General features: G+C 76.4%; 14 protein-coding genes and 1 pseudogene. 5 read left to right on the top strand and 10 right to left on the bottom strand.

Annotated elements, in window-relative coordinates; translation table 11 throughout:
• Positions 1–261 precede the first annotated feature (261 nt).
• The gene (locus RM780_RS18980; protein ID WP_311631977.1) at positions 262–1,926 is read left to right on the top strand and encodes an FAD-dependent monooxygenase; all 1,665 of its coding nucleotides are present in this window, start codon (positions 262–264) and stop codon (positions 1,924–1,926) included.
• A gap of 79 nt (positions 1,927–2,005) precedes the next feature.
• Here RM780_RS18980 and RM780_RS18975 read toward each other — a convergent pair whose 3' ends face one another.
• Genes RM780_RS18975 through RM780_RS18960 form a run of 4 tightly spaced genes read right to left on the bottom strand, consistent with a single transcriptional unit; the run spans position 2,006 to position 5,252 of the window.
• Positions 2,006–2,638 carry a 3-oxoacid CoA-transferase subunit B gene (locus tag RM780_RS18975; RefSeq protein WP_311631976.1) on the bottom strand — a complete coding sequence of 211 codons (633 nt, stop codon included), beginning with the start codon at positions 2,636–2,638 and terminating at the stop codon, positions 2,006–2,008.
• A complete protein-coding gene (locus RM780_RS18970; protein WP_311631975.1) occupies positions 2,638–3,423 on the bottom strand; it encodes a CoA transferase subunit A in 786 nt (261 codons plus the stop codon). The genes RM780_RS18975 and RM780_RS18970 overlap by 1 nt, the downstream gene beginning before the upstream one ends.
• 8 nt (positions 3,424–3,431) lie before the next feature.
• Positions 3,432–4,361 carry a VOC family protein gene (locus RM780_RS18965; protein WP_311631974.1) on the bottom strand — a complete coding sequence of 310 codons (930 nt, stop codon included), beginning with the start codon at positions 4,359–4,361 and terminating at the stop codon, positions 3,432–3,434.
• Positions 4,362–4,406: 45 nt separating this feature from the next.
• Positions 4,407–5,252 carry a fumarylacetoacetate hydrolase family protein gene (locus RM780_RS18960; RefSeq protein WP_311631973.1) on the bottom strand — a complete coding sequence of 282 codons (846 nt, stop codon included), beginning with the start codon at positions 5,250–5,252 and terminating at the stop codon, positions 4,407–4,409.
• 187 nt (positions 5,253–5,439) lie between these two features.
• Here RM780_RS18960 and RM780_RS18955 point away from each other — a divergent pair, with 187 nt between their 5' ends.
• Positions 5,440–6,150 (top strand): GntR family transcriptional regulator, encoded by a 711-nt coding sequence (locus tag RM780_RS18955; RefSeq protein ID WP_311631972.1) that lies wholly within the window; start codon positions 5,440–5,442, stop codon positions 6,148–6,150.
• Positions 6,151–6,662: 512 nt separating this feature from the next.
• Here the strand turns inward: RM780_RS18955 and RM780_RS27865 are convergent.
• Both RM780_RS27865 and RM780_RS27965 read right to left on the bottom strand, forming a co-directional pair.
• Positions 6,663–7,187 (bottom strand): hypothetical protein, encoded by a 525-nt coding sequence (locus tag RM780_RS27865; RefSeq protein ID WP_394813015.1) that lies wholly within the window; start codon positions 7,185–7,187, stop codon positions 6,663–6,665.
• A 297-nt stretch (positions 7,188–7,484) separates the two neighbouring features.
• Complete coding sequence (locus RM780_RS27965) at positions 7,485–8,030, bottom strand: hypothetical protein (protein ID WP_449657202.1); 546 nt, start codon at positions 8,028–8,030, stop codon at positions 7,485–7,487.
• Between the two features lie 49 nt (positions 8,031–8,079).
• On the opposite strand from RM780_RS27965, the pseudogene RM780_RS27860 reads away from it, so the two are divergent.
• From RM780_RS27860 to RM780_RS18940, 3 genes and pseudogenes are all read left to right on the top strand, one after another.
• Positions 8,080–8,505: pseudogene (locus RM780_RS27860) on the top strand (CHAT domain-containing protein); the annotation flags it as partial.
• A gap of 108 nt (positions 8,506–8,613) precedes the next feature.
• Positions 8,614–9,309: a hypothetical protein gene (locus RM780_RS18945; RefSeq protein WP_311631970.1), complete on the top strand. Its 696-nt coding sequence runs from the start codon at positions 8,614–8,616 to the stop codon at positions 9,307–9,309.
• Positions 9,309–9,998, top strand: a complete 690-nt coding sequence (locus RM780_RS18940; protein ID WP_311631969.1) for an RES family NAD+ phosphorylase — start codon at positions 9,309–9,311, stop codon at positions 9,996–9,998. Before RM780_RS18945 ends, RM780_RS18940 begins: the two co-directional genes overlap by 1 nt.
• On the opposite strand, the gene RM780_RS18935 is transcribed toward RM780_RS18940, so the two are convergent.
• Genes RM780_RS18935 through RM780_RS18920 form a run of 4 tightly spaced genes read right to left on the bottom strand, consistent with a single transcriptional unit; the run spans position 9,944 to position 16,918 of the window.
• Positions 9,944–10,657, bottom strand: a complete 714-nt coding sequence (locus RM780_RS18935) for an FHA domain-containing protein (protein ID WP_311631968.1) — start codon at positions 10,655–10,657, stop codon at positions 9,944–9,946. The two genes, RM780_RS18940 and RM780_RS18935, sit on opposite strands and share 55 nt — an antisense overlap.
• The gene (locus tag RM780_RS18930; RefSeq protein WP_311631967.1) at positions 10,654–12,723 is read right to left on the bottom strand and encodes an AAA family ATPase; all 2,070 of its coding nucleotides are present in this window, start codon (positions 12,721–12,723) and stop codon (positions 10,654–10,656) included. Before RM780_RS18930 ends, RM780_RS18935 begins: the two co-directional genes overlap by 4 nt.
• Positions 12,720–14,318 carry a hypothetical protein gene (locus RM780_RS18925; protein ID WP_311631966.1) on the bottom strand — a complete coding sequence of 533 codons (1,599 nt, stop codon included), beginning with the start codon at positions 14,316–14,318 and terminating at the stop codon, positions 12,720–12,722. Before RM780_RS18925 ends, RM780_RS18930 begins: the two co-directional genes overlap by 4 nt.
• Positions 14,315–16,918 carry a serine/threonine protein kinase gene (locus RM780_RS18920; protein WP_311631965.1) on the bottom strand — a complete coding sequence of 868 codons (2,604 nt, stop codon included), beginning with the start codon at positions 16,916–16,918 and terminating at the stop codon, positions 14,315–14,317. The genes RM780_RS18925 and RM780_RS18920 overlap by 4 nt, the downstream gene beginning before the upstream one ends.
• Between the last annotated feature and the right edge of the window lie 295 nt (positions 16,919–17,213).

The following is a 17,213-nucleotide window of genomic DNA, read 5'->3' as shown; positions in this document are numbered from 1 at the left end:
GGACGGGCCCCTGCCCCCTGGAAGCCCCGGCCCTGCGACCGTAAGGGGACAAAATCTACCGACGGCGAGTGCCGTTCGAAGGGCGGAAAGCGGACACACAGACGCAGGTCCTTGACCGTGGGTGACCTGTTCACCGGGGGCGGGGCGTCCGCGGGCCCGTTTTCCCCGCCCGCGAACTTTCGAAAGAGCATTGACCTAACGAATGTCGTCCCGTAGACATGGCGGTAACGTCCGCCCGCCGAGTCGCCGTGGAGCGCCGCCATGTCTTCAGCCCGTCCCCCGCAGGAGCCGCTTCCCCCGGACGGGGGCACCGACGTGGCAGCCGAGGTCGTCACCGAGGTGATCGTCGCCGGGGGCGGGCCGGTCGGGCTCACGCTCGCGCACGAGTTGGGGGCGCGCGGGATCGGGTGCGTGCTGATCGAGCCGCGGGCGGAGGCGGAGCTGGCCTCGCCCCGCTGCAAGCAGATCAACCCCCGGTCGATGGAGATCTACCGGCGCCTCGGCCTGGCCGGGGCGATCCGGGACAACGCCCGCCTGCCGTTCGGCTGGTCGGACTCGGTCGTCTTCTGCTCCTCTCTGACCGGGCCGGGCATCGAGCGGTTCGACGGGGTGTTCTCGTTGTCCGACCCGCCCGCGCCCGAGCTGGCCGAGCCCGCCCAGTGGTGCGCGCAGAGCCGGGTCGAGGAGGCGCTGCGCGCCACCCTGCCGCGGCGCGGCACCGTGCTGGCCCGGTGGGGCTGGACGGTCACCGGCGTGGAGCAGGACGCGGACGGGGTCACAGCCGTCGCCGTGGACGCGGAGGGGCGCGAACGGCGCGTGCGCGGGGCGTTCCTCGTGGGCGCGGACGGCGCGCGCAGCGTGGTGCGCCGGGCCGCCGGCATCCCGCTCTCGGGCCGCAGCCACGAGGTGCGCAACGTCCAGGCGATCTTCCGCGCCCCCGGCCTCTCCGCCGCCCACCGGCACGGCCGCGCCGTCCAGTACTGGGTGGTGAACCAGGAGGTCAACGGCCTGCTCGGCACGCTGGACACGCAGGACACCTGGTGGGCCATCGTCGTCGGGGCGCCCGAGAACGCGGACCGCGAGTGGTTCGGGCGGGCCGTGCACACCATGATCGGGGCGGAGTTCCCCGTGGAGGTCCGGGCCGTCGACCCGTGGACGGCGCGGATGCTCGTCGCGGACCGGTACCGCGAGGGCCGCTGCTTCCTGGCCGGGGACGCCGCTCACCAGAACCCGCCCTGGGGCGGGTTCGGGGCCAATACCGGCATCGGCGACGCGGCCGACCTGGGCTGGAAGCTGGCCGCCGCGCTGCGCGGCTGGGGCGGGGAGCGCCTGCTGGACTCCTACGAGGCCGAGCGCCGGCCGATGGCCCTGCGCGCCATCGCGGAGGCCGAGCGGAACATGCGGGTGCTGACCGGCGAGCTGGCCGCCCCGGGCCTGGACACGGACGGCGAGGAGGGCGAGGCGCTGCGCGCCAAGGCCGCGGAGCTGATCCGCCAGACCAAGGTGCCCGAGACGTACACGGCGGGCTTCGTGCTAGGCGCCTCCTACGCCGGCTCCCCGCTGATCGCGGAGGGCGACGAGGGCCCGGACCCGGCGTCCGAGACCTCCCTCTACCGGCCCTCGGGCGCGCCGGGCAGCCGCCTGCCGCACCGCTGGCTGGACCGGGCGCACTCGCTGTACGACCTGCTCGGGCCCGGCTTCACGCTGCTGGAGGTGGGCGCGCCGGACGCCGGGGAGTGGGACGCGGCGGCGGCGGCCCGGGGCGTTCCGTTCACCCGCTACCGGCTCAACCGGCCGGATCTGCACGGGCTTTACGGGGCGCGGTACGTGCTGGTGCGGCCGGACGGGTTCGTGGCCTGGCGCGGGGACGAGGTGCCCTCGGCCGCCGCGGCGGGGGCGGTGCTGGACCGGGCGCGGGGGGCGTAGCCGGAGGTTGCGGGAAAGGCGGAGGGCCGCCGGCGCGCGAGGTGCGTGCCGGCGGCCCTCCTTGGTCGCGCCCAGCAGGTCAGGGCTGGACGATGGGCGCGTCTGTGGCCTCCCGGACGTCGGCTTCGGTGACGCCGGGGGCGGTCTCGGTCAGGGTCAGGCCCTGCGGGGTGACGTCCAGGACGGCGAGGTCGGTGATGATCCGGTGAACGCAGGCCCGGCCCGTCAGGGGCAGGGTGCAGCGCCGGAGGATCTTGGGGGTGCCGTCCTTGGCGGTGTGCTCGGTCAGGACGATGACGCGGCGGGCGCCGTGGACGAGGTCCATCGCGCCGCCCATGCCCTTGACCATCTTGCCGGGGATCATCCAGTTGGCGAGGTCGCCGGTGGCGGAGACCTGCATGGCGCCCAGGACGGCGGTGTCGATGTGGCCGCCGCGGATCATCCCGAAGGAGGTGGCCGAGTCGAAGAACGCGGCTCCGGCCAGGACGGTGACGGTCTCCTTGCCGGCGTTGATCAGGTCGGGGTCGACCCTGTCGGGGCCGGGGTAGGGACCGGTGCCCAGGATGCCGTTCTCGGAGTGGAGGACGACGTGGACCCCCTCGGGGAGGTGGTTGGGGATCAGGGTCGGCAGGCCGATGCCGAGGTTGACGTAGGAGCCGTCGGCCAGTTCGGCGGCGGCGCGGGCGGCCATCTCGGGGCGGGTCCAGGGCATCAGACGCTCGCCACCGTTCCTCGTGCCGCAGGCGCGGCAACCGTGCGCCGCTCGATGGGCTTGTCCGCCGCCTGGGCGGGGGTGAGGGGAACGACCCGCTGCACGAAGACGCCGGGCAGGTGCACCTCGTCGGGATCCAGCGCCCCGGGCTCGACCAGCTCCTCGACCTCGGCGACGGTGATCCGTCCGGCGGTGGCGGCCAGGGGGTTGAAGTTCCGGGCGGACTTGTCGAAGACGAGGTTGCCGTGGGCGTCGCCCCGGGCGGCCCGCACCAGCGCGAAGTCGCAGGTGATGGCGTTCTCCAGCACGTACTCGCGGCCCTCGATCACGCGGGTCTCCCGCGCGGGGGAGGACACGGCGACGGTGCCGTCGGGGGCGTAACGCCAGGGCAGGCCGCCCTCGGCGATCTGCGTGCCCACCCCGGCCGGCGTGAAGAACGCCGGTATCCCGGCACCGCCCGCCCTGAGGCGTTCGGCCAGCGTCCCCTGGGGGATCAGCTCGACCTCCAGCTCCCCGGCGAGGTACTGGCGGGCGAACTCCTTGTTCTCCCCCACGTAGGAGGCCGTGACCCGGGTGACCCGCCCGGCGGCCAGCAGGATGCCCAGGCCCCGGCCGTCCACGCCGCAGTTGTTGGACACCAGCCGCAGACGGCCCGTTCCGGCGGCGTGCACGGCGCGGATCAGCGTCTCCGGTATCCCGCACAGGCCGAAGCCGCCCACGGCCAGCGAGGCGCCGTCCCCGATGTCGGCCACGGCCTCGGCGGCGCTGCCGATCACCTTGTTCATACGGCCGTTCATGAGGCGCTGTGGCTCCCGGTCATCAGGGAGGCCAGGTCCTCGGGCTTGATGAAGGAGGGCGGCGGGGGCGGGCCCCAGCTGAAGAGGCCCTTGGCGCCCTCGAAGACCTCCGGCTTCCAGAGCTGGTCGTCCACGACGCAGTCCATGTCGGAGTAGTACTCGGAGAAGTTCCCGGCCGGGTCCTTGAGGTACCAGAAGAAGTTCGACCCGGCGTGGTGGCGGCCCAGGCCCCACACGTGCCGCTCGGGGTGGCCCTCCAGCATCGCCATCGCGCCGCGGCCGACGTCGTCCACGTCGTCCACCTGCCAGGAGGTGTGGTGCAGGAAGGGCACCGGCGCGGCCAGCACCAGGACGTTGTGGTGATCGGTGGAGCAGCGCAGGAACGCCCCCACCTCGCCCATCAGGTCGCTGACCTTGAAGCCCAGGCCGTCGCGGAAGAACGCGGCGGTGGCCGCGAAGTCGGTGGTGCCCAGCACGGCGTGCCCGAGCTTGCGCGGCTGGATCGCCTCCTGGCGTTCGATGCCCGGCGCCCGCGTCCCGACCCGGTCCTGGCGGCCGGGGCCGTTGTAGGGGGTGGGCGGGGTGACCGGCTGCGTGACGCGCGGCTCCACCTGGAGCACCGCGCGGGCGCCGGTGACCGGCTCGGTGGCCGTCAGCGTCATCAGGTCCGCGCCTGGGGTGGCCTCGATGCCCAGGCGGGCCAGGCGGGAGGCCGCCGCGGCCAGGTCGTCCGGCGTGTCCGCGCCCACCCGCAGCTCCACCAGGCGGCGGCTGGGGGCGTGCACGACGCGGAGCTGCCGGCCGCCGTCCCGGGTGGCGAACCAGCCGTCCTCCTCCGGGCTCAGCCCGAAGTCGGCGTAATACGCCCGCGTCTCATCGGTGTTGGGGACCCCCATCGTCACGGAGGCCAGTCGGTGCAGCGCCATGGATCGGACTCCTTCGTCACAAACCGGTTGATGACCCGGGCGGCGTCAGGCGGTGAAGGTCTGGCGCAGCTCGCCGATGCCCTCGACCCAGCTGACCAGCTCGTCCCCCGGGGCGAGGAAACGCTGGGGGCTGCGGCCCATGCCCACCCCGGCCGGGGTGCCGGTGAAGACCAGGTCCCCGGGCAGCAGCGGCAGCACCGCCGACAGCCGCGCGATCAGGGACGGGAGGGGGAAGAGCAGGTCGCGGGTGCGGCCCTTCTGGACCTCCTCGCCGTTGACCGAGCAGCCCAGCTCCAGGTCATCCGGATCGGCGAACTCGTCGGGGGTGACCAGGACGGGACCCGTGGGGGCGAACCCCGGGTGCGACTTGCCCAGACTGAACTGGGGCGCCGGACCGGCCAGTTGCTTCACCCGCTCCGAGAGGTCCTGCCCGGCGGTCAGGCCCGCCACGTACGACCAGGCCTCCGCCTCGGGGACGTTCTCCGCGCGCCGCCCGATGACGGCGACCAGCTCGATCTCCCAGTCGGTGTTCCCACCCCGCGGCAGCCGGACCTCGCTGACCGGCCCGCTGAGGCTGGAGACGTACTTCGTGAACACCGGCGGCAGCCCCTCGGGCACCGCGAAGCCGGACTCGGCCGCGTGGTCCCGGTAGTTCAGCCCGATCGCGAACACCTGCCGCGGCGCCGGCGCCGGCGCCCCCAGCTCGCCCGCGTCGAAGACGTCGCCTTCCGGCAGGGCGGCCCCCGCCGCCCACTCCCGGAACTCTCCCCACCGCTCGAAGACCGCCTGCGGGCCCGGGCCGAAGCGCCCGCCGCTGGCGCGTTCCACATCCACGGCACGGCCGGAGGGCTGGATCACGGCCAGACGGCCGGAGACATTCGCGATACGCATGCCGGGCACGCTAGCAGCTTACGAACCTCATGAAAAGATTCGAAAGTAGATTCTTCGCTCGACCGTTCCCGCGACCGCCCCCGCGACCGGGCAGCACCCGGGCCCAGCCCGACGAAGCCGGGCCGTCGCCGGGAACATCCCTTTCGAAACCCTTCCCCCTTTTCGCACGCCTGCTAGGTTGTCTGCCATGGCCAAGAACGACAACGGGACCACCCGCGCCGGTGAGGTCTACCGGCGGCTGCGGGGGGACATCCTCGGGGGGCGGCTGCTGCCGGGGCAGCGGCTGAAATTCCCCGAGCTGTGCGCCCGGTACGGGACCAGCGTCGGCGCCGCGCGCGAGGCGCTGACCCGGCTGGTCACCGAGGGCTTCGTGACCGCGCAGTCCCACCAGGGCTACGCCGTCGTCCCGCTCTCCCACGAGGACCTGGCCGACCTCACCACCGCCCGCGTCGAGATCGAGTCCACCGTGCTGCGGCTGGCCGTCGTCGAGGGCGACATGGACTGGGAGGCCCGCCTGGTCGCCGCGCACCACGTCCTGGAGCGCACCCCCTTCTTCGGCCCCGACGACACCGACCACCCCAGCGACGAGTGGGCCGCCGCGCACCGGGCGTTCCACCTCGCGCTGCTCGACGGCTGCCGCAACCGCCGCCTGACCGCCACCGCCCGCGCGCTGCGCGAGGAGGCCGCGCTCTACCTCCAGTGGTCGGTCTCCTTCGGCCGCGAGCCGGACCGCGACATCGCGGGCGAGCACCGCGCCCTGCTGCGCGCCGCCGTCGACCGCGACCCGGACCTCGCCGCGCGCCTGCTGCGCGAGCACATCGCCCACACGGCCGGCCTTCTCATCCGCAACGCCACCGACGAGCCCCGCGAGCCGGCCCCGGCGACGGCAGGGGCCTGAACGAACGCCCCTGGCACGGGCGTTGGGGCCGCGACCCGGCAACGGCCGGGGCGTCGGGCCGGAGACCGGCAACGGCCGGGGCGATAGCTGGGCGTTTTCCGTCCGCGAGCACCCGGGCCCCGGCCCGCGCCCCCACCATGGACCGCATGGAGGAGGACGAGGTCTCCCGCGCGCTGGCCGCGGCGGACAGCGCTCTGCGCGACCCGACCGGCGGCGCGACACCGCTCGGCCCGCCGGTGCCGGATGAGGTGCTGGCGCCGATCGCCGCGGTGGAACGGGCGCTGCCGAACGACGCCCCGCGGGCCGCGACGCTGCGGGCAAGGCTCGGCTGCCTCCACGCCATCCGCTACGTGCAGGGCAGCGAGCACCCGGACCGGGACCGTTCGGAGGGCCTGCGCCTGCTCCGCGCGGTCCGGGCCGCGGACGCCGCCGGAACGCCCGGCGACCTCACAAAGGAGGACCGGCTCAGGGCGGCCCTGCTCCTCCTCCCGCTCGTTGCCCCGATGCCCGGTTCACGGCCCGGAGGCGGCCTGCCCGGTCTCGGCCGGATCCTGGACCGGACGAGCCGGCTCGGACCGGAATCGGCGGACGGCCTGGAGTCCTGGGCGGCCGAGGTCGATGAACTGCTGGCGAGGCTGAACGCGAAGCCGCTGCCCGAGCCCCTGGCGAGTCAGTTCGCACAGTTCGCGCCGTTCGTCAGATTCCTTCGCGCCGAGCCGGGCACCCGGGACGCGCGCCCTGTCGTCGAGTTGCTCGATCGGCTGGGGGCGGAGGCGCGGGTCGTCGGACCGTTCGACGACCAGCTCAAGGTGGTGTTCTCTCACCTGCCGCTGATGGGCGAGCAGAAGATCCCGGCCGCTCCGGCGGAGGAAGCGGCCGGAGCCGGCCCCGAAGCCGGCCCCGAACCCGGCTCTCCGGCCGCGGAGGAGGGCGCCGACCGGAACGCGGCCCTGCTCGAACTCCTCGCCGACGCCACTGCCCCGGGCGTCGCGAACCCCGCGGGCGTGCGCGAGGCCATCCGTGAGGCCGTCGGACACCTGGAACGGGCACGGGACAGTCCTGGCGCGCCGGCAGCCTTCCGTTCCCTCCTGGACTCGGTGGCGTTGCACGAGCCGGTGCTCTCCGGGTTCCTGGGCCGCGATCCCGCGCGGATCAGAGCGGCGGTGGAACGTGCCAGGGACGCGCCGGGCGGCGAGTCCTCCTTCGCCGGGCAAGAAGCCCGGGCCCGCCGCTTCCTGCCCCTAGCCCTGAGGCTCGCCCATGAGCTGGACGGGGACGCCGCCGGCCTGGACACGGCCATCGCCGAACTGGAGCGGATGAAGGCTGACTCGGAGTCAGCGACCCAGCTCGACGCCCGCCGGGGCCTGTTGCGGGACCTCGCCGAGATCCGCGCCCCGCGCGGGAGCGCCGAGGCCGGGGATGCCTCCGGGGCCATCGGCGCCGGGCTCGCGTCGTCGCGTGTACTGGGGAACGAAGTGCTGATGCAGCCGGGCACCGAGCACGGGCTGCGCGCCGCGCGGGCGGGGGCCAGTCGGGGGCTGGTGGTCGCCGGGTGGGCGGTGGCCGAGGGGGACGTGGCGCGGGCGGCGGCGGGGCGGGGGCTGGTGCTGCGGGCGGCGGCGGTCCCGGCGGGCGTTCCCGAGCAGTTGGAGGCGCTGGGGCACCGCGACCTGGCGGAGCGGTGGCGCCGGGCCGCGCCCGCCGCCGGGGCGGCCGAGTGGCCGGCCGCCGGTGAGCCACTGATCCCGAGCACGCTGCGGCGGCAGGCCCTGGCCGCGCTGCGCGCCGCCCCCGGCGCGGGGGAGGGCCCGGGTGGCGCGGAGGGGGCGCCACCCGGGCCCGCGGAGCTGGCGGCCGGACTGGAGCGGTGCGGGGCGCACGCGCTGGTCTACCTGGTTCCTGGACGACCCCGGCCCCCCGGTGCACGGGCCCGGGACCCCCGAGGAGCTGCTGGGCGTGCTGCCCGGCACGCCGGAGCGAGCCACCGCCTCCCTCCTGCACATCGCCTCGCAGGGCTCGGCCGGCCCGCGGCCCACCGCCTCCGGCCTGGACCTGGCCCCCGTGCCCGGCGCGGACGGGCGGCTGACCGTCACCCGCATCCTGGACCGCCCGGCGGGCCCGGCGCCCGGGCCCGGCGGGGCCGGGCCGCTGGTGGTGCTCAGTGCCTGCGAGACCGACCTGTCGCGGCGGGACCACGACGAGGCGCTGGCGCGGACGACCGCGTTCGTGGCGCGGGGGGCCACGGACGCGGTCGGGTCGCGCTGGACCGTCCCCGACGGGGCGGCGGCGCTGTTGATGGCCGTCTTCCACCACCACGTGGCGGTGGAGGGGCGGGCAACCCCCGTCCGGCTGCGGCCGGTCGGCCGGCGCGCGGGAACGGGTCGTGCGGAGACGGGTAAGGACCGGCAGGGACCGGCGAAGGATACGGACGGCACCCGTGAGGGAGCTGGAGGAGGAGCGGGAGTGGGAGCAGCAGAGGGCGACGCGGCGAACTCGGCCGCCGAGTTGCTGAACGAGATCGGCGAGCGACTGGACGAGCTGCGCGCGGAGTTGACGCCGGATCAGCTACGGATGCTACTCGCGGCGGTCACGGCGCTGACGGCGGCCGGGGAGGACCCGCGGGAGGTCAGAAGGGCGCTGATGCGGGTGCGGCAGGCGCTGATCCCCCTGCCCTTCGACAGCCCGCTGCGCGAGCTGGCCGTGGAGCAGATGCGCAGCAGCCCCGCCGCCGTGGTCGCCGTCCCCGACCGGGCCGAGGCGCTGCTGCGCCAACTCACCGATCTCGAGGCGAACCTGGCCGCCGAACGCGTCCTGGCGGCGGCCCGGCGGCGCCTGCTGAACGCCCCCTCCCGCTCCGGGGCCGAACTCGACCCGGGGCCCGCCGCCGACCCGCTGGGTGCCGGGCTGATCCGGCTGTCCGACCCCGAACGCGGCGCGCGCTACCCGGACTTCCAGTTCCCGGTGGGCGCTGGCTCGCCGCACCGGGTGGTGGCCGAGGTCAACCGCCTGTTGCTGGCCGACCGCGACCCGTGGGGCGCCGCCGACTGGTGGCTGGGCGGGAACCGCTGGCTGGCCGGAACGCCCGCGGAGCTGATCGGCAGCATCCCGGACGAACGGCTGACGGCCGCCGCCCGCGCGCTGGTCGAGGGGGAGGACTGATGCCGGCCTATCCCCCGCCCCCCGGGCTGACCCCGAGGCTGACGACGCTGCCCTCCGGGACCGAGCTGTGGCGCTGCCACCCGGCCGGGCGGGGCGCCGCGGAGTTCAAGACCCTGGTGGCGCACTCGCACTTCGGCGGCAGCCGCTTCGACTCGACGGAGGCCGACCCGTTCCCGTACCTGTACGTGGCGGATCAGCCCGCCACCGCGCTGGCCGAAGTCTTCCTGCGCTCGCGGGAGTTCGGCGGCCCCGGCGGCGAACGGCTCATCCCCTGGGCGCAGGCGGCGCGTTATCGCCTCTCGCGGCTGTGGACGGCCGAGCCACTGACGCTGATTCAGCTCGTCGCCGAGGAGGACCTGGCGGCGGTCGGGCAGGACGCGTGGCTGCTGGAGAGCGAGGGCCCCGGCTACGCCCAGACCCGGCAGTGGGCCCTGGCGCTGCGCCGGGGAGCACCCCGGGCGGCGGGCATGGTGTGGCAGTCGCGCCGGCACCGGCCGCGCAACGCCTACGTGCTCTTCGGGGACCGGTGCGCGCCCGGGGCGCTGAAGGCGGAGCCGGAGATGACCTACACGCTCTCCACCGAGGACGGGCTGTGGGCGGCGAACCGGATGCTGGCGGCGCTGCGGGCCGCGATCTACCCGCCGGACGCGCTGCCGGACGCGCTGCCGGACGCGCTGCCGGGGGCGTAGACCCGGATGGTGCCGTGGACGCGGCGGCCCAGGGCGAGGCCGTCGCCGTCCCTCAGGGGGAGGGAGCCGCCGGGCGGGAGGCGGGTGCCGTTCACCCAGGTGCCGTTCGTGCTTCCCGCCGCCGGGGCTCCCGCCGGAACGCTCGCCGGGACGCAGGGGGCCGCGCCGGGGGCGGGGCCCTCGCCGTCCGTCACCCAGGCCGTGCCGTCGGCGGCGAGCGCCAGGACCGCGTGGCGGCGGGAGACGCCGGGGGAGCCGGCCAGGCCGGGGGCGGCGAGCGGGGCCCAGGCCGGGTCGCGGCCCAGGCGCAGCGGCGCGTCGCCCGCCCGCAGGCTCAGCGGCTGCGGGCAGTGCAGGGTCACCTCCAGCCAGGCCCGGGAGGCGAGGCAGTGCGGGCAGGGGTCGGGGCCGGGGGGCAGCTCCTGGCCGCAGTTCCAGCAGGGAGGCGCCGCGTCGTCCCCCGGACGACCCGGAGGGGGCCGGTCCCCGGGCGGCCCGGCCGGGTCCTCGGGAACGCCCTCAGGGGTCCCGGGCGTCAGCGGCACGCCGCTTGCCGGGCTCCCGGTCCGGGGCGCCTTGACGCTGTCGATCACCGACCTCAGGGCCCGTTCCGGGTCAACGTCCTCCTGGCCGCGAGGGGTTGGGGCCGTGTCCGTCACGGCCGGGCCTCCCGCGCGGGCTCCTCCCGCGCCGGCGCCGGGCGCGGCCCGGGCACCAGGGTCAGCTCCAGCCGGACCCCGCTGTCGGCGTCCTCGCGGATCGAGCGGACCGTGACCAGGCTGCCCGGCGGCAGCTCCTCCTGCGCGAACAGCTCCCGCGCCAGGGGGTTGATCAGGGCCGTCTCCAGGTCGTTGCCGATCCCGCGCCCGCCGTCCTCCAGGCGGGCGGTGCAGCGCGTGGCCAGCCACTCCGCGACCGGCTCGGCGAGGACCAGGTGCAGTTGGTGGTCGTTGCGCAGCAGGGCCGTGAGGTTGGCGACCTGGAGGTCGAAGATCCGCCGCGCGACGGCGGGGCTGATGAAGTCGAAGACGACGACGTTGCCGCCGAGCCGGTTCATCAGCTCGGGGCGGCCGACCACCTCCGTGAAGTGCCGCCGCACGCCCTCGCCGACCCGGGCGGCGAGCTCGGGGTAGGGCGTGCCGGGCGCGACGACCCACTCCTTGCGGCGGGTCTGCGGATTCTCCCGCTGCACGCCGAGGTTGGAGGTGAAGATCAGCACGCACTCGCTGAAGTACGTGGTGATGCCCTGCCCGTCGGTCAGCCGCCCGTCCTCCAGCACCTGGAGGAACTTGTCCAGCACGCCCTTGTCGGCCTTCTCGATCTCGTCGAACAGGACGACGCGGAAGGGGTCTTCGCGCACCTTGCTGGTCAACTCCCCGCCCGCCTCGTACCCGACGTACCCGGGCGGGGCGCCCACCAGCCGGTCGGCCGAGTGCGGGGCGGAGAACTCGCTCATGTCGAAGCGCAGGCAGGCGTCCTCGCTGCCGAACAGCGTGGCGGCAACGGCCTTGGCCAGCTCGGTCTTTCCCGTGCCCGTAGGCCCGGCGAAGAACAGCACGCCGCGCGGGCGCTGCCCGGGGTGCGCGGCCTGCGCGCCGGACAGGCCGAGGGCGGCCCGCTTGAGGATGTCCATGGTCTGGCGGACGGCGGCCTCCTGGCCGAGGACCCGCCTGCGGATCGTCTTCTCGCCGTCCCTGATCTCCTTGCGCACGTGGTCGCCGCGCCAGGGGTTGCGGCCGACGCCGAGGCGGTAGATGCGCACCGCGTCGGGCATCCGCGCGAACGGCAGCCCCCGGTCGCGGGCCAGCACCGCGCTCTCGCGCATGTCCCGCAGCCGCAGGCCGGCCGCGGCGCGGGCGAACTCGTACTCCTCGCGGGTGCCGCCGCCGGGCCGCGGCGCGCCTTTGAGTAACAGCGAGCCCTCGGCGAACGGTTCGGGCGGGGGCGCGTCGAACTCCGCGGCCTGGAGGCGGGCCATCCGCTCCCTGTCCCCCGAGTCGGGAAGCGGGATGCCGATCGCGCGCACCCGGGCGCTGCCGGAGACCAGCCAGGTCGGCAGGTCGCGCTCGCTGTCCGTCACCCAGATCACGGGGTTGAACAGAGCCCGCCCGTCGCGGGGATGGGGCGCGGGCTCCACCTCGTTGGCGAGCTTCAGGCAGCCGAGGAAGAAGTCGCGCTCGGCCGGCTCCAGGCGGGAGACGGCGTTGGGGATGCGTGAGGCGTAGTCCACCAGCACGGCCAGCCGCAGCGGGTGCCGCTCCTCGGCCGGGCGGTACGCCGCCTGCCCGGCGGAGACGCGCGGGTCCTCCCGGGGCGCGGCCCGCTCCGGCAGGCCGGTGGCGATGGCGCGCAGCAGCGGCTCCAGGTCGAGCAGTTGGGGCGGGCGCTCGCCGCGCACCAGCCGTCCGCCGCGGGAGCGGCCCAGCCGGCCGCGGCCGATCACGCTCTCCACGAGCGCCGCCTCCGCCTCCTGGTCGGGGTAGACGGTGAGGCCGTCCACGATGTCGTAGCGGACCAGGGCGGAGTACCCCAGGCTGAAGAGGACGGGCCACAGCAGCCCGGGCAGGTCCAGGGCGTGGTCGTCGCGTTGGTGGGTGAGGAGGTAGTCGTCGTGGACGTTGCCGTGCAGGACGTACTGCGCGTGGACGCTGAGGGTCCCGGCCAGCTCCCGCGCGAAGGGCGGAGCGTTCAGGCTGCCGGGCAACTCCGGCCTTGGCCTCGTCACTTGGGCTCCCGTGGGTCGCGGTACCGCACGGCGGGCTCGTCCGAGAGCCGGGTGTGGAGCGCGCGGGCGGCCGTCACGTCGGGGCCGGGGAAGGTCCGCGTGTCGTCGTAGGTGAGGTCCAGCGCGAGCCCGGCCCGGTCGAACGTCCGGGCGATGCCGACGAGCAGCGCGCGGCCCTCGCGGCAGCGCCGCAGGTCCAGCTCCCTGGCCTCCCGGCTCTCCTCGCCCGCGGCGCGCGGCCGGTGCTCGGTCCTGACCCGCACGGCGCCGTGCGGGTCCACGGTCAGCCGCAGCCAGTGGTCCTCGTCCCAGCCGGGGGGCTGCCAGACCAGGTGCCGGACGCCGGGGGCCGGGTCCTCCACGGTCAGGCCGGGCAGGGCCTCCCCCGGTGTCTCGGACCGGGGCCCGGCGGCGGCGATGGCCTCGGTGAACTGCCGCAGGACGTACACCCGGCGCAGAGCGGCCTCCTGGGCGGCGACGCGGACGCTGATCTCGGCGCGCAGGCGCGGCTCGACGGGCCCGCTTCCGGCCAGGAGGCCGCGCAGGGCGGCGATCTCGGGGGCCGGGTCCGCCAGTCCCGCGGACGCGCTGGGCGGCAACGGGCGTTCCAGCACGGCCAGTTGCCGGGCTGCCCACTCGGCGGTCTCGCGGCGGTCGGCGGCCTCCCAGTTGGCGAGGTGGGCCGCGTCCAGCGCCTCCTCCAGGTGCCGCCGGGCGGCGGCCGGTTCGCGGTCGGCCAGCTCGGCGGCGTGGCCGACGGCGCGGTGCACGCGCCCGTACTCCTCCGGGGTGACGGCGGGGTCGAGGCCGGCCAGCAGCCCGGCGCCGAAGGCGGCGGCCCGCGCGGCGTCGAGGGCGTGGGCGTCGGGGACGGTGGACTCGTAGGCCGGGATGGCGGCGTCGGCCGCCTCGGGGGTGCCGGCGGCGGCGTAGGCGGCCAGCGCGCGCTCCCGCTCGGCGCGCAGGCGGGCGAGCGTCTCGGCGGCGCCGGGGAAACGCCCGGACTCGGCGCCGTCCCGGTCGGCGGCGGCCGTCAGGGTGCGGCGGGCCAGCTCCGCCTCGGCCGCGCGGATGGCGCGGTCGGCCTCGGCGAGCCACTGGTGCACGCGCTCGATGCGCATCCCGGCGGGGTCAAGGGGCCCGGGCAGCGGGGGCGTTGGGCTCCCGGGGCCGGTGCCGGGGCCCGCGCTCCCGCCCGGTCCGCCAGCGGAGAGGCGGACGGTCCGGGCGCGCAGCGCGGCGAGCCGGGCGTTGGTCCCGGCGACGGCGAACGCGGCGTCCTGCCACAGTTCGCGCAGCCGCGCCTCCCGGCACTGAGCGGCCTCGCGGACACGGTGCGCCTGGCCGGCGCGGACGGCGGCGTCGGCGAGCAGTTGCGTGCCGGCCATGGCGGCGCGGGCGGCCAGCAGGGCGCCGCTGAGCGCGCCGAGGCCGATCAGCGCGGCCCCGGCCAGCTCCACGACGGCGTCGAACGCGGCGTCCGTCGCCCCGTCGACGATCCCCTCCAGGTCGGGGACGGCCACCTGCGGCGCGTCGGGGAAGTCGAAGGCAGGCGTCACCACCGTCACCTGAGGATCCGCGTATCCGAAGCTCACGATCCGCCCCCTTCGCCCGTCCCCGAACCAGGTCCCGGCGGCGCGGCCCGCCCGCCCGCCCCGGCGCCGCCGTCGTCCGCCGCGGCGGGTGACACCCCGCCGCGCGCTCCCGGGCCGGCCCCGGCCGCCCCGGCGTCACCGGGCGAAGCCCCGCCTCCCGCCGTTCCGGGCACGTCGGTGTCTCCCTCCTCGCGCTCCCCGGGGGCGCCCGCGCCGTCCGGGCCGGGGCCCCGCCGCCCGCCGCCGGGGGGCCCGGCGGCGTCCCCGGACGGTGCACCGCCCGCACCGAGCGCGTTCGGCGCGTTCGGCGCCCGGCGGTCCAGCCACCGCGTGACCAGGTCGGAGCGCCAGGCCCAGTGACGGCGCCAGGTCCACCAGCCGACGGCGATCACCGTCGCGGCCGGCCAGGACCAGGGGGCCACCGTCATCGCCAGGAAGAGGACGAAGACCGCCGCGGACAGGGCCGCGGCGGCCAGCGTCCGGTGCCGGCGCGCCGGGCGGGCGATCCGCTCCGCGCCCGTGATCACCGCCTCGGCCAGCGAGAAACCGGGGTGGTACGCGCTGCCGCCGACCCGGACGGCGATCCACAGCTCCATCGCCAGCACCGCCGCCGCCGCGGGGATGGCCAGCCCCCACGCGGTGACGACCGCGCCCTGCGGGGCCAGGCCCGCGACGTCCGCGGCGCCGATGACCAGGAGCCACGGGAACGTCACCCCGGCGGCCCCGGCCGCCGCCCACCCCAGCGCGGAGGGCAGCCGCTGCGCGTCCACGGCCCGCTGGAGCCACCACCCCAGGGCCGTGACCCTGGCCTCCGCCTCCCGCTGCCGCCGCGCCGCGTCCGCCCGGTACGCCGCGTCCTCGGCCAGCGGGGCGAGCCGGTCGGCCAGCAGCAGCCGCAGCGCGTGCCGCCGGTCCCGGACCAGCCACTCGAACCAGTCGACGGGGGCGGGCAGTTGGCGCTCCACGGAGGAGAGGCGGGCGTCCAGCCGGGCCCGGCACCGGTCGGGGTCGGCGGCCAGGTGCAGCAGCGCGGCGACCGCCCGGTCGTCCAGAACGACCGCCTCCGGGCGGTCCCTCAGGGTGGCCCGCAGCGGGGGGAACAGGCCGCGCAGCGTGTCCACTTCGTGCCGCCAGGCGTCGAGCGCCGCGCGCCAGCGGCGGTCGGCCAGGGCCAGGCCGTCCCCGCCCGGCCGGGCGTTCAGCAGCGGAAGCACCGCGTGCTCGGACAGCTCGCGCACGAGGGCCGCCGCGCGCGCGTCCCCGCCCTCGGCGAGCCGGGCCAGCGCGGGCAGACCGGTGGACGGGTGCAGGTCGGCGTCGCGGAAGACGGGCGGCAACTGCGGGGCGAGCCAGGTGAGCAGCCGGACCAGCATGACCACGTCCGGGGCCCGCTCCAGCGCGGCCAGCAGGCGAGGCAACTCCTCGCGCCGGGCCGCGTCCACCTCCGGCGCGGTGGCGAACTGCCGCAGCCAGCGGGTGAATTCGGCGCGCCGCCCCCTGCGGGCGAGCGTGGCGGCGAACTGCGGCCAGTGATCCGCGCATGCGAGCCCCAGGTCGACGGGGTCCGTGTGGGCGCGGCCGAGGAAGACGAAGCCCCGCGCCCCGCCGCCGGGCCCCCCGCCCGGCCCGCCGGGCGCGGCGGCGGGGCGGACGTCCGCGTGCACCGGGGGCGTTCCCCCCGCGAGCCACTCGGCGACCTCGGACGCGCCCCAGCGGCGGTCGGGCCGGTGCGTGAGCAGACCCCGGCACAGGTGCAGCACGCGCGGGTCGGCGACGGCGGACAGGTCGGGGTCCTCCCCGGAGGTGACGGCGCGCAGCACGTAGCGCCGGTCGTCGTGCCGGATGGGGTGCCGCCCGCCGGCCAGCTCGGCGACGAGCATGCCCAAGGACCACCAGTCGTCGGCGGGCTCCATCGACTGGTCCATGGCGGCGGCCTGCGGGGACATGTACCGCGCGGTGCCCTGCCAGGGCTCGTGCCGGCCGGGGCGGTCGAGCCGGTGCCGGGCGATGGAGAAGTCGATCAGGGTCAGGTCGGGGTCTGCCGGGTCGAGCGAGCCGAGGACGACGTTGGCCGGACTGATGTCCCGGTGCACCAGGCCCCGTTCGTGCACGGCGGCCAGGGCCGCGTGGAGCTGGGCGACCACGGACCGCACCAGCGCCCCGGGGGCCGGGCCGGGGAAGCCCCGGCGGTACTGGGCCAGGTCGGTGTCGCCGAACGACGGGGCTATCTCGTAGGGATGGCCCCCGATCTCCCCGGCCTCGGTCAGGCGCAGCGCGTGCGGCAGGGGCGTGCCCAGCAGCGCCTCGCGCACGCGCGGCCCGGTGGCGTGCCCGCGCTCGTACCACTTGACGACGTGCCGCTCGCCGGCGTCGTCCTGCACCCAGTAGACCGCCGCGCGGACGGGGTCGTCGGAGGGGCGCGCGTCGCGGAGGCGGAAGCGGTGGCGCAACGCCCCGGGCAGGCGCGTCGTGTCCCCGCGGGTCCCGGCCGGTCCCGGCCCCTGTGGCTCCTCCTCGGTCGGGGAGGCCACGGAGGCGGCGGCCGGGCCGCCCCCCGGCGGCCCGCCCCCGGGGGCCTCGTATTCGGTCGGATCGGTCATCGCGGTCACCTCCGCACGGCGGCCGGTAAAAAGGCGCGGTCGCGGCCCGGTCACCATCCTGCACCGGAAAGGGGGCCGAACTCCCTTATTCCCGGGTCCATTTCCGGGTGACATCCGGCGGATTTCCGGGTGGCCCCGGGTGCCCGTTCCGGGGCCGGGGCAAGGTGGCGACGGAACGCCCGCCGCCCATTCCCGCGGCGGTCCGGCGGAAGGAATTCCCATGACCCACCAGGAGCCACAAAGAGAACCGGCGCACGCGCCGGAGCGCGCCCCCGACGCGCCCGCGCCATCGGAG

It is taken from the genome of Streptomyces boetiae, from assembly GCF_031845405.1.
Classification (GTDB): Bacteria; Actinomycetota; Actinomycetes; order Streptomycetales; family Streptomycetaceae; genus Streptomyces; species Streptomyces boetiae.
Note: the sequence above shows the minus strand (reverse complement) of the source record. Positions and strands in the feature narration are given on the sequence as shown.

Coding starts and splice junctions, on each gene's coding strand:
- RM780_RS18965 (WP_311631974.1), bottom strand. CDS start 4,361: ATGGCGCTGCACCGACTGGCCTCCGTGACGATGGGGGTCCCCAACACC.
- RM780_RS18955 (WP_311631972.1), top strand. CDS start 5,440: ATGGCCAAGAACGACAACGGGACCACCCGCGCCGGTGAGGTCTACCGG.
- RM780_RS18970 (WP_311631975.1), bottom strand. CDS start 3,423: ATGAACAAGGTGATCGGCAGCGCCGCCGAGGCCGTGGCCGACATCGGG.
- RM780_RS18920 (WP_311631965.1), bottom strand. CDS start 16,918: ATGACCGATCCGACCGAATACGAGGCCCCCGGGGGCGGGCCGCCGGGG.
- RM780_RS18975 (WP_311631976.1), bottom strand. CDS start 2,638: ATGCCCTGGACCCGCCCCGAGATGGCCGCCCGCGCCGCCGCCGAACTG.
- RM780_RS18960 (WP_311631973.1), bottom strand. CDS start 5,252: ATGCGTATCGCGAATGTCTCCGGCCGTCTGGCCGTGATCCAGCCCTCC.
- RM780_RS18980 (WP_311631977.1), top strand. CDS start 262: ATGTCTTCAGCCCGTCCCCCGCAGGAGCCGCTTCCCCCGGACGGGGGC.
- RM780_RS18940 (WP_311631969.1), top strand. CDS start 9,309: ATGCCGGCCTATCCCCCGCCCCCCGGGCTGACCCCGAGGCTGACGACG.